Below are 15,582 nucleotides of genomic sequence, written 5' to 3'. Positions count from 1 at the left end.
AAGCTGGGATCCAAAATGGCGAAGGTGCTGCTGGTGGAGGATGATCCAGCCAATGCCCGTGTTTTCGAGAAGGTGCTGCGGCGGCGGGGCGGGTTTGAGGTTCTTCACAGCCAGGACGTAGAGCAGATCCTGCAGCTGGCCCAAGCCCGGGAAGTAGACGTCATCTTGCTGGATGTCTCCCTCTCCCAGAGCACCTTTCGTGGCGAGGCAGTGGATGGGATCCGCATTGCCCAACTGTTGAAGGGGGATCCCCGAACAAGCTCCATCCCCATCCTCTTGGTAACGGCCCATGCCATGCGCGGCGACCGCGAGGCCTTTTTGGCCCAGAGCGGAGCGGATGGCTATATTGCTAAGCCAGTGGTGGATCACGAGGGGATGGTCAACCAAGTGCGCCAGGTGTTGGCTCAGGCCCAGCAGTCCTAGTCAACTGGCAAGACTGGTTACGATGGACTGCCAAAAAGGGATCCCGTCCCGCCCTGGCAAATCGGGATCTGCTGCTCGCTCCGGGTGGGGCATCAGGCCAAGGATGCGGCCGCTGGGGTCGCAGATACCGGCGATGTTGTCCACCGAGCCGTTGGGGGCGATGGGATGGTAGCGGAAGACAATCTGGCCCCGGTCTTGCAGCTGCTTCAGGGTATCGCCATCGCAAACGTAGCGGCCTTCTCCATGGGCAATGGGCAAGGTTAGGGTGGCTCCGCAGGGGTAAGCCTTTGTCCAGGCCAGATCTTGCCGCTCCACGCGGATCCCTACCCGGTCGCAGATAAAGTGCAGGTTGGCGTTGCGCACCAGCGCCCCCGGCAGCAGGCGCGCCTCCGTCAAGATCTGAAAGCCGTTGCAAATGCCCAGGACATAGCCCCCCCGAGCTACGTGCTCGGCCAGGGATCCCATCACTGGCGCAAAACGGGCCAGCGCCCCGGCTCGTAGATAATCCCCGTAGCTGAAGCCCCCTGGCAGCACCACCACATCCAGCCCTGACAAATCGGCTTCCCGATGCCAGATGAGTCGCGTCGGACAGCCCAAGAGGCCGCGGGTTACCCAAGCTACATCTCGGTCGCAATTGGAGCCGGGGAAAACGACAATGCCAAACCTTACCTTGGTCATGGGGATCCCTTGCTGGCAGAAGAGACAAAAAGGTGGTGAGAGCAACGCTAGAGAGCTCCTCCAGAAGAGGCTGGACCTCTCAAACAGGATCTATTTGGATTTGATAGGTCTCGATTACCGGATTGACCAGCAGTTGATGGCACAGCTGGTGCACCTGCTCTCGGGCACTCTCGGCGTCAGGGGCCTCTAGCCGCAGTTGGATGTGTTTGCCAATGCGCACCCCCTGCACCTGGGTGTGCCCCAACTGGTGCAAGCTAGCCTGGAGAGCAGCCCCGGCAGGATCAAGGACCGAGGGGCGGAGGTGAATCTGGATCTGGGCCTGGAACTGCATAGAATAAGGGCTGGATTTGCTACAAGTGTACAGTTGATTGTCCCTGCCTTCGGGCTAAGTCTATGGATGTGGCGCGAGTGCTGGCCATTGCCCACAACGCTTTCCGGGAAACGATTCGGGATCGCATTCTCTATCTGGTGATGGTGTTTGCGGTGGCCATGCTGGGGGCCATCGTTTTCATCCCCCAGGTAGCCAACCAAGCCCACCACAAAATCATTGCCGATTTGGGCCTAGCTGCCATTCACTTTCTGGCGCTGGTGGTGGCTATTTTCGTTGGCACGGGAATGGTTCACAAAGAAATCGAAAGGCGCACGGTCTATGTGCTGATTGCCAAGCCTATGAGCCGGGCGGAGTTCATCGTCGGCAAGCACCTGGGTCTGTCGGTGCTGCTGTCGGTGCTGCTAGTAATGATGACGGCCATCTTTTTGCTGAGCCTGCTGGTGGTGCAGGCCCCCATTTCCCCCTGGGCGGTTCTCTGGGCAACCGTCTTCACCTTTCTGGAACTGGTGCTGATTGTGGCGGCAGCGCTGCTGTTTGGAGTTTTTACCTCTCCGATTTTGGCCACCCTCTACACAATTGCCCTGTTCATCATGGGCCACGCCAGCCGCGCCCTGCTGCAGTTAAGCAAGCTGGTGGAAGAGGCAGGTTTTGGCAAGGTGTTTGAGGTCATTTACTTGGTCTTGCCCGATCTGGAGCGCCTCAATCTAAGGGATGCCGCCGTCTACGGCCAAATCCCCCCGCCCACCCAGCTCCTTGGTGATGCGCTCTACAGCCTGATCTACACCGTCTTGCTGCTCATTTTGACGGTGGTGGTGTTTGCCCGGCGTGAGTTCTAATGCGATTCTTCCACTTCCATACCCCTGAGCAAGTGCCGCCGTCAGGGATCCCAGCCTGTGCGGTAGCCATCGATGTGCTGCGGGCCACCACCACCATCGCCACAGCCCTAGCTGCAGGGGCAGAGGCCGTTCAAGTGTTTGCCGATTTGCAGTCCTTGCAAGCGGCCAGCCAGAGCTGGCCAGCCTCCAAGCGGCTCTTGGCGGGGGAACGAGGCGGCAAAGCAGTGGCAGGGTTCGATCTGGGCAACTCCCCCCGCGAATACACCCCTGAGCGTGTGCGGAACAGGCGCATCTTGATGAGTACCACCAACGGCACCCGCACCCTTCAGCGCTTGGAAGGGATCCCGGTGGTGCTCACAGCGGCCCTGGTGAACGTGGGAGCGGTGGTGGAGTTCCTCAGGCGAGGAGCTTTTGCCGAGGTGTGGCTGGTGGGATCCGGCTGGGAAGGGGCTTTTGCTTTGGAAGACACTGCCTGTGCGGGGGCCATTCTGCACTGCCTGGGCTGCTCGTGGGAGCAGTTGGGCAACGACGAAGCAGTGGCCGCCCTGGCTGTGTACCAAACCTGGCAGGACGACCTGTTGGGGTTGCTGCGGCGCTCCAGCCATGGACAGCGGCTACTGGCAATTAGCCCCGAAAACGACAGCGATCTGGCCTACTGTGCCGAGTTGGATCGGCTCTCAGTGGTGCCCCGGCAGGTTCAGCCTGGCGTTTTGACCCTCGCCGGCTAGCTGGCCTGGGGTGTCTCGGCAGCAATAGTCGAAGCCGGCGGCCCCTCCTGCCCTACTCCCGGGGTCAACCGTGAAACGCCTCTCCAAAGACAAACCTCTCCTCCTGGTTTTAGCGGCGGTCGAATAAGGGCCTTCGGAGTCGAGTGACCCCCAGGCGGGTTCAAGCAATGCAGCGGCAACTGGGATAGACAAATGCGATAAATAGTAAGGCAAGCCGTCAATTTTGTGCAGGCAGCCCCCATGGCCACTACGGCGCCTCGTTCTCTTCCTCCCACTGATCCCGTCCGCGTTGCCATCGTCGGGGCCTCCGGGTATGGAGGGGTGCAGCTGGTGCGGCTGCTTAGCGAACACCCCGGCGTGCAGATTACCTACCTGGCCGGTCAAGACAGCGCCGGCAAGCGCTACGGGGATCTCTACCCCCACCTAGCGCAGGCGGTTGATCTGACCATTCAGCCAGTGGATGTGGAGGCCATTGCCGCTAGCAGCGACGTTGTCTTTCTATCTCTGCCCAATGGCCTGGCGGCAGACCTAGCGCCGCCTTTGCTGGCCAAGGGGTGCAAAGTCCTAGATCTCTCGGCGGATTACCGCTTTCGCAACCTGGCCACCTACCAATCCTGGTATCGCCTGGGGCAGACGGATCCCAACTGGCCTAGCCCTGCCTACCGCCAGGCCAACGAGCAGGCGGTTTACGGGCTGCCGGAACTCTACCGGGAGGCTATTGCCCAAGCCCAACTGGTAGCCTGCCCCGGCTGCTACCCCACGGCCTCCCTTCTGGCAGTTGCCCCCTTGCTGCGGCAAGGGTTGGTGGAGCTGGACAGCTTGATTTTCGATGCCAAGTCCGGCGTCTCCGGGGCGGGCCGCACCCCCAAGCTGGGATCCCTCTTTGCCGAGGTGGACAGCTCGCTGGGTGCCTATGGCGTGGCCCAACACCGCCACACACCCGAGATCGAGCAGGCCTGCTCCGACCTCACCCACACCCCCATCACTGTGCAATTTACGCCCCACCTGGTGCCAATGGTGCGGGGCATCCACGTGACCTTGTACGCCAACCTGCGGGATCCTGGTCTGGTGGGCGAGGATCTCATCACCATTTACAACGCCTTCTACCGCCAATCCCCCTGGGTTAAGGTACTGCCCCACGGCGTTTATCCGCAAACCAAGTGGGTGGCTGGCACCAACACCTGCATGATTGGGGTGGAGGTGGATACTCGCACCAACCGGGTGATTGTCCTGTCGGTCATCGACAACCTCATGAAAGGGCAAGCCGGGCAAGCGGTGCAATGCCTCAACCTGATGATGGGGTGGCCGGAAACCTTGGGTTTGCCGCGGCTTGCCTTCTACCCCTAGCTATAATGCCGGTAATTCCCTGAGGTGCCCATGCCTGAGCTTTCGGATCCCGTCTTCTCCCCCAATCTCGATCCCAGCGCTGCCCCATCCGCTGCGCCGGCGAACTCTCCACCTTCGTGGGCCAGAGCTGGGGATCTAAACTGGGAGGAGCTGTGGCGGCAACTGGAGGCGGGCTGGCAGGAGCTGCCCCGACGCTCCGAAGAAACAGTGCAGCAGACCCTAGCTCGTTTGCAACTGGAGTGGGGTGGCTTGTGCCGCGAAGCAAGGGATCGGCTACAGGCAACTCTGGACAAAGCCAGAGCCACAACCTCTCCAGAGCCCCTCCAGCAAGAACTGCAGGCGCTTTTGCCTCTGCTCAACCCCAGCCAATGGGAGGTGGTCATCGGCTCTCTGGAACGGGCCGCCGACCGAGCCTGGGTGGCCAGCCTGCTCTATCACAGCCTGCAGGAGCCAACCCATCCCAGGGCAGAAACCAACGGCATCCCTGCCTGGGCAGGGGTGTTGACTGCTGAGCAGCGCTCCGCCCTGGTGGCAATGAGCCTGCGGGCCTATGGCAACAGCCGCCTACCTTTGGTCATGGACAAAAGCGGCGAGATCCACGTGAAAGCCTCGGCCGCCCTCTTGGCCGCCCTCATTGCCGTCGAGGTCGGCAGCGTGGGATCCGCAGGCGCCCTCTCGTTGCTGGGTACACCAGAGTTGCGCAAGCTCTTGAATGCCGAGGGCAAGCTGCGGCGCAGCATCTTAAAACAGGGGCGAACTGCCCTCACCGAAGAGGAATGGCAAACCCTGCGCCAGTGGCTGGATCCCAAGGGATCCCCGCCCGACTGGTACCTCTCCCTCACCCAAGTGGGGATCCAAACCACGCAGGTGGGGGAGTATCTGGCGCGGCGGCTGCGGGAGTTGTTCCAGAGCGAGTGGATCAAGCTGGTGATCCCCCCGCTGTACCACTTGGTTATCGATGCAGTGCGGCTGTTGACGGGAGAAGTGTTTCTCAGCGTGGGCACCACCCTAGAAGCGGCTTTGGAGTCAGCAGAAGCCGAACGACGACTGGAATTGCTGCTGCAAGCTTTGCCCCAGGCCCGGCACATTCCTAGTCCCGAGCGCATCCAAGCCGCCCTTCCCGCCGTCGTAGAGGCTGCTGAGACAACCCTCAGGCCACTGCTGGGGCGCCAGTTGATGACGGTGGCCGACATCTTCGATCCGCCCCTTCGCAACGAAAGCCTCAACGAATTGGGGCGGCAACTCAACCTCTGGAATCCCTTGCAGTTTTTGCTCACCTGGGGCACGGCTGGCTGGCTGGAGGCTCTGCTAGATGAAATCAAGGAATTGCAGCAGACCTACCCGGAAATGCCTCTGTGGGAGAGCTATCGCCAGGGGGTTGAGACGGCAGTGCAAGCGCCGCGGGTGATGGATCAGGCGGAAGCCTTGCGCCTGACTGCCAAGAGCTTGGATCCCAAGATAGAGCCCCTAGACGACTGATCCCTACCCTCTTGGCCAAAGAGCCTCTACCTGAGGGCATAGTCACAGGTGGGCCGCCTCAGGGTTGGCCTCGTGCCCGTAGAGGTAGCTGAGGACGGAGTTGCGCAGGCGATAGTACTGGGGATCCTCAAGCATTCGCTCGCGGTCGCGAGGACGCGGGAAGGGAATAGAGATAATTTGCCCGATGGTAGCCGCAGGGCCACTGGTCATCAAGACCAAACGGTCGGCCAAAAACAGTGCCTCGTCAATGTCATGGGTGATCATCAAAACTGTGCAGCGATGTTCCTCCCAAATGCGCAGCAGCTCCTCCTGAAGTTCTTCTTTGGTGATGGCATCCAAAGCCCCAAAGGGTTCATCCAAAATCAGCACTGCTGGGCGGATTGCCAAGGCACGGGCAATGGCCACCCGCTGTTTCATCCCTCCGGAAATTTGCGGAGGATATTTCTGGGCTGCTTCCCCCAGTCCCACCAAATTTAGGTGTTCTTCTACAATTTGATGCTTTTCTGACTGGCTCTTTTGGGGAAACACCGCCTGAACAGCCAAGTAAACATTTTCATAAACTGTGAGCCAGGGCAAAAGAGAGTAATTCTGAAACACCACCATGCGGTCTGGCCCAGGAGCTGTAATTGGCTGGCCTTTGAGCTTTACCGAGCCGCTGGTGGGCTGGGTAAAGCCAGAAACCATATTCAGCAGGGTGGTTTTGCCACAGCCGGAATGCCCAACGATGCAAACAAATTCTCCTTCACAGACGCTGAGGTTGATATCGCGCAATACGGGATACTCCCCCTTAGGAGTTGGGTAAGTCTTGCTGACATTCTCAAGGGTTAAGTAGGGCTCTGCGGCTGTGGCTGCTGGGGTAGAGGTTGTCAAGAGAGCAGTCATCGTGGGGTGCTCCAATTCATCGTTTTCTCACAGCTGGGAACATGCTTTTGCCAAGGAAATCTCTAGAGCAACACGGGACGACGATCCCAAGCAACCTCGGCCACGTAGATGTCGTGCTTAATGGCCAGACTGTTGAGGTAAGCCAAGGGATCCTCACCATTAAAAGGGATCCCGTCGAACAATTGAATGGGCTGGCGTTGGTAAGACACATCCAGCCCCAGCTCGCGGGCCGCCGTACTGAAGACTCCCACCTGACACACCCGCTCCACGATCTCTACCCAGTTGCGCGGGAAGGGCAGATCCCCCCAGCGGGCCATTTGCGTCATCATCCACAGATGCTCGGTGCGGCTGGGACGGTTGCCGGCGCCCAGAAAGAAGCGGTGGTGGGCATATTCCCGCATTGGCATGTCTAGGTCACAGAGCAGGCGCTGGGGATCCCCCAGGTGAATGTAGGAAGGATCAGTGCTCAGGTAGGCGCGGCGGCTGAGCAGCTCGCGAATCTCGTCGTGGTGGGCCGGATCTTCACAGTAGCGACAGGCTTCCAGCAACGCTTTCACCAGGGCAATGTGGGTATTGGGATAGGCCCTAGCCCAATCCTCCCGCACCCCCAACACCTTGCCGGGGTGGCCGGGCCAGATTTCCAGATCGGTAGCCACCACAAAACCGCTGCCCTCCAGAGCGGCCCGCAAGTTCCAAGGCTCTCCTACACAGTAGCCGTCGATGTTGCCGGCTGTTAGGTTGGCCACCATCTGGGCCGGGGGCAGGGTTTTCAGCACAACATCGCGATCCGGGTGGATCCCGCCCGCTGCCAGCCAATAGCGCAGCAGCAAGTTGTGCATGGAACTGGGATGCACCACTCCAAAGGTTAGCCGACGGCTGGGGCTATCTAAGATGTAAGCCCTCAACTGGCTCAGCGTGTGGATCCCTTGCTCGTAGAAGCGCCTGTGCAAGGTAATGGCATTGCCGTTGCGGGTCAAGGTAAGGGCAGTCACCACCGGCTGAGGCGGATTGTCCCCGCCGCCCAGAGACATCCACACCGGCATACCGGCAGGCATGAGGGCCGCATCCAAGTAACCTCCCTGGATGCCGTCTTGGATCCCTCGCCAACTGGTTTCCCGCACCAGATTGACTTCTTCCAGGCCGTGTTTGGCAAAAAACCCCCTTTCTTTGGCCACCGCCAGCGGGGCGCAGGCGGTCAGGGGCACAAAGCCAATCTCCAAGTTGATCTTTTCCAAACCGTGCCTGGCCACCACGGTGCTGCGGCGGGCCCGCCACTGCTTGATCCGTTTTTGCTGGTTCAAAAAGTAGATAATCTCGCTGCGATAGCTGTAGTAGCTGGGGTGATTGACCACCTCCAACCGGCGGCGGGGGCGGGGAATATCGATGGTTAAAATGTTGCCAATTCGGGATCCCGGCCCGTTGGTCAGCATCACCACCCGATCCGAGAGCAGGACGGCTTCATCCACATCGTGGGTAACCATGAGGGTGGTCACGTGATGTTCTTCGCAGATGCGCATCAACTGCTCCTGCAAATTTCCTCGGGTAAGGGCATCCAAAGCGCCAAAGGGCTCGTCCAACAACAACACCTTGGGCTTTACCGCCAAAGCGCGAGCGATGGCTACCCGCTGCTTCATACCCCCTGACAGTTGCGCTGGGAACTTATCGGCCGCCTGCCGCAAACCAACCAGATCGATATGTTCTTCGACAATCTGCCGACGTTCTGCTGGGGAGTGGTTTTTCAGCACAGCGTCTACTGCCAGGGCAATGTTTTGCCGAACCGTTAGCCAGGGCAAAAGGGAGTAATTCTGAAACACCACCATGCGATCGGGGCCGGGAACGGTGATGGTGTGTCCATCCAAAGCCACGATCCCTCCAGTAGGCAAAGATAACCCCGCCACCATGTTCAACAGGGTGGACTTGCCGCAGCCGGAGTGGCCGATTAAGGAGACAAACTCCCCGCGGTGAATTTGGAGATCGATCCCTTTAAGAGCAATGTATTCCTGCTCCCCAGGTAGACCAAAGGTTTTTTCCACTTGCTCTAGACTAACCAATACAGACACAGCAGACCTCCCCACCTGTGGATAACCTCAACTTGCTCAGCAACTTGACCCCAGACCTAACTCCCAAGCTAAGTGCCGCAAAGGGGTTTTTGTGCGGTCTACTCTTGGAATAACAGCTCTGCAAAAAAGGACTCTAGCGGTTGGCTAGCTTATTTTGCAGGGCAGCCACCAGTCGATCCAAAAGCAAGCCCACCGCCCCAATGTAGATGACAGCAACGATGATCTCAGTTACATAGTTCTGCTGGTAGGCATCCCAGATGAAAAAGCCGATCCCTGGCACGCCAGACATGACAATTTCTGCAGCAATAATCGCCAGCCAGGAGAGGCCGATGCCAACTCGCAAACCTGTGAACATGTAGGGCAAAGCAGAGGGCAACAGCACTTTAAAAAAGAAGTCTATCTTGGAAAGCCTCAACACTCTAGAAACGTTGATGTAGTCTTCCGGAATCTGCCTTACCCCCACTGCTGTGTTAATCAAAATGGGCCAGATAGAGGTGATGAAAATAACAAACAGGGCAGCCGGCTCATTGCGCTGCAAAGCCGCCAAGGAGATGGGCACCCAAGCCAAGGGAGCCACCATGCGCAAAAACTGGAAGATGGGATCCAAAGCGCGGTTGATCCACTCGTTGCTGCCCACCAAGATCCCCAGGGCAATGCCCACCAAGGCAGCGCTGCAGTAGCCAATGGCAACCCTTTGCAGGCTGGCCAAAGTTTGCCGCAGCAGTCCTTGATCGAGGTCGCTATTGTAGTACAGAGGATGCAGGATTAGATAACGGCTGCGCTCATCCATCCAAACCTCCCATGGCCCCGGCAGCCGGATCAGGTTGGCGCTGGACAAAAGTTGCCAGATTAACAAAAATCCCGCAATGCCAACTACGGGAGGGAGGATCTGATCCCGATACTTGGCAAAGTCGAACTTGGCCGTTGAAGACTTTGGCGGAGAAGGAAGTGTCGTCGTCATGGCTCCTAGAGAGGATAGGGTTTTACAAAGTGCTGGCAACAGAGCACGAACTTGGATCAGCTTTGCCTCTTCCTTGGACGGGCAAACATAAGGACTGCAAGCTCGACAAAACTCTCACAACAATCAGCAAAATCAGCACCCCCATCGCTATCGAGAGGATAAGCTTGTCCCAGCAGGGCTGGGCCGGTCTCTCGAAGCAGGGATCCCTGGAGTATTCCCGCGGAACGTGAAGTAGAGCCAACATGGCCGATCCTCACCCCAGCGTTTAGAATTCTTCATCAGAACTCTTCAAAAGGCGCAAGGCTAACAGTTTAACTCGAGGGGAGCGGGCAGCTTGGCCCAGCTTTTTTTAACTCAATAGAATCCCGCAAATGGGCTAGATCTCTGCTACACAAGAAGCACGTCTATGTTGACCTGAGCCGAGACTAGGCCCTCTTGATTTTCAGGCTGTTCAAGTAGGCCTGGGGATCTTGAGGGTCAAACACCACCCCATCGAAGAAACGCTCCGTTCCCCGCGAAGTGCTGGTGGGAATGTTCTTCACTCCCAAAGCCTGAGCCGCCTCCCGCCAGAGATCTTCGCGGTTGACCTCATCCACCAGACGGCGGGCAGTATCCAGATCCTTGAGGAAGCGGGCGTGGAAGCCCCAACGCAGCGATTCGGTCAAGAACCACAGGTCATGGCTCTTGTAGGGATAAGAAACGCTGCCCCGCCCATCTTCCCAGTACAGGGGCCCGGCGTTGAAATCTTGAACCGCCGGCTTGCCGTCTCCCAGGTCATACTTGCCCTGGAAAGGAGGCGTGAGAACCTTGGCCGGCACGTTGAGATAGGCGCGCCCCGAGAGAATGCGCACCAACTCTTCACGGTTGGCCGGATCGTCGCACCATTGCTGCGCTTCCATGACCGCCATCAGAACAGAGCGGGTGGCTTTGGGGTTTTTTTCCACCCAGTCGGCACGAATGGCCAGGTATTCCTCGGGGTGAAAAGGCCAAATCTGCTGCGTGAGGGCTGCCATAAAGCCGATCCCATCGGCCACAATTCGGTAGGGCCAGGGATCCCCGGTGCTGAAAGCATCCATGGTGCCATTGCGCATCCCCTGCACCGTTTCAGCCGAGGGCACTGTCAATAGCTCAATGTCTTGATCCGGATCTACGCCCCCCGCGGCCAGCCAGTAGCGGATCCAAAAATCTTGATTGGCGTTGGGAAAAGTGTAGGCAGCTTTGAACTTGCGTCCTTTGGTGGCGCTGAAATTTTTGATGTAGTCCGCAGCTCCGGAAACATCCAGCCCCAGACTCTTGCCGGCGTGCATTCCCGCAATGGCAATCCCGTTGCCTTGGGTGTTTAACTGACACAGAACCGCCATGCGCACCGGTTGGTTGTTGGTGATGGCGCCGATGTGGATCAGATGGGGCATCGGCATCTGCCACTGGCCGCCGTCAATCCCCCCACCCGCCGAGCCGATCACCACATTGTCCCTCGCTGCCGGCCAACTGGCCTGCTTCAGCAGTTCTACGCCGGTCATGCCGTGCTTGGCGAAAAAGCCCTTCTCCTTGGCGATGATCAGGGGGGCAGCCTCCACAATTGGAATAAAACCTAGCCTGAGGTTAGGGGTTTCCGGGCCGCTGGCTTGGGCAACCCAGTAGCCCCTCCTGGCCCGTGCTAGGCCGCCACCCACAAGCCCACCCACTGTGACTGCACCAGCAGACAACAAAAAGTTGCGACGTGATGTCATGATCACCTCATCTCCGAGAGAAGAAAATATGTGCATGCCAAGGGAAGCCTTTCTAGGGCAAGCCGCTAGACCGACGGATTTCCCTCGTAAAGAAATCCTTAAATCTCAGCTTGGTTGACATCCTAAAAGCAGACAGGCATAGAAACAATACAATCATTCTTTTGGTACTCATAGGTATTTTTCTATCCTCTAGGGATTCTCGAGGGAGTTGCTCTCCAGGGGCAAGGTGCCCTAAGCAAAACGGCTTAGCGGATGGGGGATCCCTGCCCCATGCCGGCTATCACTGGGACGGCTGTGCCGAGCCGTTTTTTGAAGGTTGGTAGAGCCGTGTCACCTTGCCCAGGGATCCCTCCCTCAGCTTTGCCTTCATGTACGCCACTGATCCCAAGCAAAGAGGTATGGCACAGGTGTTGGGGTCCGACGAGAGGCTAGAGGGGCGCACCTTCCCCAAGCTGCGGTGCTTCTGTGGGCCAGTTCAACCCCCCTGGCCTTAGGGCACGTAGGGATCCCAGGCCACAGCCCTGGGAGTCTGGTCTGCCCCTCAAGGGGGAGAGAAGTTCCAGGATCCTGGGCCAGGACATTGGTGAACGTGGGCGGATACCTACACCGCTGTTGAACTTTCCTGTGCTACAATGCTTAAGCCGCGTTAGATGTCCCTCTCTAGCGTGGTTAGGTGAACTCTTGCGCCTGTAGCTCAGTGGACTAGAGCACGTGGCTACGGACCACGCGGTCGGGAGTTCAAATCTCTCCAGGCGCGTTCTAGGCCCAGATGATTCTTCGTCTGGGGTGTTTACCATACCGTGGTTGGCCTGAATCCTGTGTTAGGATCAGGCCTATCAGGTCCGCCTTGATGCAGGCGTAGGGAGCCCGAGGATCATGTTTGAACGCTTTACGGAAAAGGCCATCAAGGTGATCATGCTGGCCCAAGAGGAGGCCAGACGGCTAGGTCACAATTTTGTTGGCACTGAGCAAATTTTGTTGGGGTTAATTGGTGAGGGCACGGGGATTGCCGCCAAGGTCCTCAAGTCCATGGGAGTCAACTTAAAAGACGCCCGAATTGAGGTCGAAAAAATTATCGGCCGAGGATCTGGCTTTGTGGCTGTCGAGATCCCCTTTACTCCCCGGGCCAAGCGAGTGCTGGAGCTCTCCCTAGAAGAGGCACGCCAGCTTGGCCACAACTACATTGGCACTGAGCACCTACTGCTGGGCTTGATCCGAGAAGGGGAGGGAGTAGCTGCTCGAGTTCTGGAAAACCTAGGGGTGGATCTGGCCAAAGTGCGCACCCAAGTCATCCGCATGCTGGGCGAAACCGCCGAAGTAACAGCAGGGGGTGGCTCCTCCAGCCGCACTAAGACACCCACCCTGGATGAGTTTGGTACCAACCTGACCCAGCTGGCTCAGGAAGGGAAGCTGGATCCAGTGGTGGGTCGGACGCGGGAGATCGAGCGGGTAATCCAGATCTTGGGCCGCCGTACCAAGAACAACCCTGTCCTCATTGGTGAGCCAGGGGTGGGCAAAACTGCCATTGCCGAAGGTTTGGCCCAGCGCATTGTGCAAGGCGATGTGCCTGACATCTTGGCCGACAAGCGAGTAATCAGCTTGGATATCGGCCTGCTGGTGGCTGGCACCAAGTACCGCGGCGAGTTTGAAGAGCGCCTCAAGAAAATCATGGATGAGATCCGCAACGCTGGCAACATCATCCTGGTCATCGATGAGGTGCACACGCTGATTGGAGCCGGGGCGGCGGAGGGTGCCATCGATGCTGCCAACATCCTTAAGCCTGCCTTGGCCCGCGGCGAGCTGCAGTGCATTGGTGCCACCACGCTGGATGAGTACCGTAAGCACATTGAGCGGGATCCCGCTCTAGAGCGCCGCTTCCAGCCCATCATGGTGGGCGAGCCGAGTGTAGCTGAGACCATTGAGATTCTCTATGGCCTGCGGGAGCGCTATGAGCAGCACCACAAGCTGAGGATCTCCGATGCCGCTCTGGAAGCGGCGGCCAAGTTGGCCGATCAGTACATCTCCGACCGGTTCTTGCCGGACAAGGCTATTGACCTCATCGACGAAGCAGCTTCGCGGGTGCGCCTGATCAATTCCCAACTGCCGCCAGCAGCGCGAGAGCTCGATCAGGAGCTGCGGCGGGTTCTCAGGGAAAAAGATGCCGCAGTGCGAGCCCAGGACTTCGACAGGGCAGGTGAGCTGCGGGATCGGGAGATGGAGATCAGGCAGCAGATCCGCGCCATCGCAGCGGCCAAGAAAGCCGAAGACAGCAGCCGCACGGAGATGCCAGAGGTCACCGAGGAAGATGTGGCCCAGGTGGTGAGCGCCTGGACAGGGGTGCCGGTGGCCAAGCTCACCGAGAGTGAATCGGAGAAGCTGCTGCATATGGAGGAGACCCTGCACCAGCGCATCGTCGGTCAAGATGAGGCGGTGCGGGCCATCTCTCGCGCTATTCGTCGCGCTCGCGTGGGGCTGAAAAATCCCAATCGCCCCATCGCTAGCTTCATCTTCTGCGGCCCAACTGGGGTGGGCAAAACTGAGCTGACCAAGGCCTTGGCAGCCTACTTCTTCGGCTCCGAGTCGGCCATGATCCGCCTCGACATGTCGGAGTACATGGAGCGGCACACGGTCAGCAAGCTAATTGGATCCCCGCCCGGCTATGTGGGCTACAACGAGGGAGGCCAGCTCACGGAAGCGGTGCGGCGGCGCCCTTACACGGTGGTGCTTTTTGACGAGATTGAGAAAGCCCACCCGGACGTGTTTAACCTGCTGCTGCAGATTCTCGAAGATGGCCGCCTGACAGATGCCAAAGGTCGCACGGTGGACTTCAAGAACACGTTGATCGTGATGACCTCTAATATTGGCTCCAGGGTCATCGAGAAGGGTGGCGGCAGCCTCGGCTTCGAGTTCAATGCCAACGAGGAAGAGGCCAACTACAACCGCATCCGCAACCTGGTGCACGAAGAGCTGAAGCAGTACTTCCGCCCCGAGTTCCTCAACCGGGTGGACGAGGTTATCGTCTTCCGGCAACTGACTAAGGACGAGGTGAAGCAGATCGCCGACATCCTGCTCAAGGAAGTGTTCGACCGCATGAAGGAGAAGAAAATTCACCTCACGGTCAGCGATCGCTTCAAAGACCTGCTGGTGGAGGAGGGCTACAACCCCAGTTACGGGGCACGTCCGCTGCGCCGGGCCATCCAGCGCCTGTTGGAAGACCTGCTGGCAGAGGAGATCTTGACTGGCCGCGTCAAAGAGGGATCCGAAGTCCTCATCGACGTGGACGAGGAGCGCAAGCCCAAGGTGCTGGTCACGCAGGCGGAGCCGGTGCTCTTGCCACAGGGAGCCGAGTAAAGTTGCCAGGACACCTCGGTAGCTTGTTACCGGACAAGGGATCCGTTGCCGCTCCCGGATCCCTTGTTCCTAACTTCCACTCTTTATCCTTAAGTCAAGGGATTGGCTCTAGGAGAACTCTGGCATGGTGCAATCTACTTACTACTACTACGGCGGCGCTCCGGTTCGGACACCGCCCCCTGATTTGGCTTCCCTGCTGCTCCAGGAGCGCATTGTCTACCTGGGTCTACCTCTAGCGGAAGAGTCGAATGCCAACGTTACCAAGCTAATCATTGAGCAACTGCTGTATTTGCAGTACGAGGATCGGGAAAAGCCGATCAAGATGTACATCAACTCGACAGGCACCTACAACTATGACACGGCAGCGTTTGCTATTCTGGACACCATGAACTACATCAAGCCGCCAGTGCATACCATCTGTATTGGCAATGCTGTTGGCATGGCGGCCATGCTGTTAGCAGCGGGTGCCAAGGGGTTTCGGGCCAGTCTACCCAACGCCACGATTGTGCTGCACCAGCCCTACGGAGGCACACGTGGACAGGCCAGCGACATTGAAATTCGTACCCGTGAGATTCTAACCCTCCGCAACATGATGCTGGAGGAACTCTCCCGCAGCACAGGACAGCCTGTGGAGCGCCTTAAAAAGGATACGGAGCGGCTGTTTTTCATGACACCGGAAGAGGCCAAGGCCTACGGCCTCATTGACCAGGTGCTGACCAGTTCCAAAGGCTTGCCAAAGCTGGCAGCAGCCAAAAACTAAGGTGGAGGGATCCGTC

At 58.5% G+C, this 15,582-nt stretch carries 13 protein-coding genes and 1 tRNA gene; 8 read left to right on the top strand and 6 right to left on the bottom strand.

All coding sequences use genetic code 11. The annotated features are described in order from the left end of the window. The first annotated feature begins 15 nt into the window (after positions 1-15). The gene (locus NW822_RS06675; RefSeq protein ID WP_414403930.1) at positions 16-423 is read left to right on the top strand and encodes a response regulator; all 408 of its coding nucleotides are present in this window, start codon (positions 16-18) and stop codon (positions 421-423) included. Here the strand turns inward: NW822_RS06675 and purQ are convergent, their stop codons facing one another. Together purQ and purS are read right to left on the bottom strand one after the other, a co-directional pair. Then, entirely contained in the window at positions 424-1,101 is a 678-nt protein-coding gene (gene purQ, locus NW822_RS06670; protein ID WP_414403929.1) for a phosphoribosylformylglycinamidine synthase subunit PurQ, read from the bottom strand. A 79-nt stretch (positions 1,102-1,180) separates the two neighbouring features. Beyond that, on the bottom strand, positions 1,181-1,432 hold the full coding sequence (purS, locus tag NW822_RS06665; protein WP_414360356.1) for a phosphoribosylformylglycinamidine synthase subunit PurS: 252 nt from the start codon (positions 1,430-1,432) through the stop codon (positions 1,181-1,183). 62 nt (positions 1,433-1,494) lie between these two features. Here purS and NW822_RS06660 point away from each other — a divergent pair, with 62 nt between their 5' ends. The 4 genes from NW822_RS06660 (at position 1,495) to NW822_RS06645 (ending at position 5,822) form a co-directional block, all read left to right on the top strand. Then, positions 1,495-2,268 carry an ABC transporter permease gene (locus tag NW822_RS06660; protein WP_414403928.1) on the top strand — a complete coding sequence of 258 codons (774 nt, stop codon included), beginning with the start codon at positions 1,495-1,497 and terminating at the stop codon, positions 2,266-2,268. Next, on the top strand, positions 2,268-2,996 hold the full coding sequence (locus NW822_RS06655; protein WP_414360352.1) for a 2-phosphosulfolactate phosphatase family protein: 729 nt from the start codon (positions 2,268-2,270) through the stop codon (positions 2,994-2,996). The genes NW822_RS06660 and NW822_RS06655 overlap by 1 nt, the downstream gene beginning before the upstream one ends. 240 nt (positions 2,997-3,236) lie before the next feature. Next, positions 3,237-4,343 (top strand): N-acetyl-gamma-glutamyl-phosphate reductase, encoded by a 1,107-nt coding sequence (gene argC / locus NW822_RS06650; protein WP_414360349.1) that lies wholly within the window; start codon positions 3,237-3,239, stop codon positions 4,341-4,343. Positions 4,344-4,373: 30 nt separating this feature from the next. After that, complete coding sequence (locus NW822_RS06645; RefSeq protein ID WP_414403927.1) at positions 4,374-5,822, top strand: hypothetical protein; 1,449 nt, start codon at positions 4,374-4,376, stop codon at positions 5,820-5,822. A gap of 42 nt (positions 5,823-5,864) precedes the next feature. Here the strand turns inward: NW822_RS06645 and NW822_RS06640 are convergent, their stop codons facing one another. The 4 genes from NW822_RS06640 to NW822_RS06625 all read right to left on the bottom strand — a co-directional run bounded on the left by NW822_RS06640 (position 5,865) and on the right by NW822_RS06625 (position 11,455). Beyond that, positions 5,865-6,704, bottom strand: a complete 840-nt coding sequence (locus tag NW822_RS06640; protein ID WP_414360343.1) for an ABC transporter ATP-binding protein — start codon at positions 6,702-6,704, stop codon at positions 5,865-5,867. Positions 6,705-6,766: 62 nt separating this feature from the next. Further along, positions 6,767-8,764 carry a nitrate ABC transporter ATP-binding protein gene (locus tag NW822_RS06635; RefSeq protein ID WP_414403926.1) on the bottom strand — a complete coding sequence of 666 codons (1,998 nt, stop codon included), beginning with the start codon at positions 8,762-8,764 and terminating at the stop codon, positions 6,767-6,769. A 133-nt stretch (positions 8,765-8,897) separates the two neighbouring features. Next, a complete protein-coding gene (gene ntrB, locus NW822_RS06630) occupies positions 8,898-9,725 on the bottom strand; it encodes a nitrate ABC transporter permease (RefSeq protein ID WP_414360339.1) in 828 nt (275 codons plus the stop codon). A gap of 425 nt (positions 9,726-10,150) precedes the next feature. Then, positions 10,151-11,455 carry a CmpA/NrtA family ABC transporter substrate-binding protein gene (locus NW822_RS06625; protein WP_414403925.1) on the bottom strand — a complete coding sequence of 435 codons (1,305 nt, stop codon included), beginning with the start codon at positions 11,453-11,455 and terminating at the stop codon, positions 10,151-10,153. A 683-nt stretch (positions 11,456-12,138) separates the two neighbouring features. On the opposite strand from NW822_RS06625, the gene NW822_RS06620 reads away from it, so the two are divergent. The 3 genes from NW822_RS06620 (at position 12,139) to NW822_RS06610 (ending at position 15,566) form a co-directional block, all read left to right on the top strand. Next, positions 12,139-12,212: transfer RNA gene (locus NW822_RS06620), tRNA-Arg, on the top strand. Between the two features lie 119 nt (positions 12,213-12,331). Then, positions 12,332-14,806 (top strand): ATP-dependent Clp protease ATP-binding subunit, encoded by a 2,475-nt coding sequence (locus NW822_RS06615; protein WP_414360333.1) that lies wholly within the window; start codon positions 12,332-12,334, stop codon positions 14,804-14,806. Positions 14,807-14,930: 124 nt separating this feature from the next. Then, complete coding sequence (locus tag NW822_RS06610) at positions 14,931-15,566, top strand: ATP-dependent Clp protease proteolytic subunit (protein ID WP_414360330.1); 636 nt, start codon at positions 14,931-14,933, stop codon at positions 15,564-15,566. Positions 15,567-15,582 lie beyond the last annotated feature (16 nt).

Origin of the sequence: Synechococcus sp. H70.2, from assembly GCF_047462275.1 — a bacterium.
Lineage (GTDB): Bacteria > Cyanobacteriota > Cyanobacteriia > Thermostichales > Thermostichaceae > Thermostichus.
Note: the sequence above shows the minus strand (reverse complement) of the source record. Positions and strands in the feature narration are given on the sequence as shown.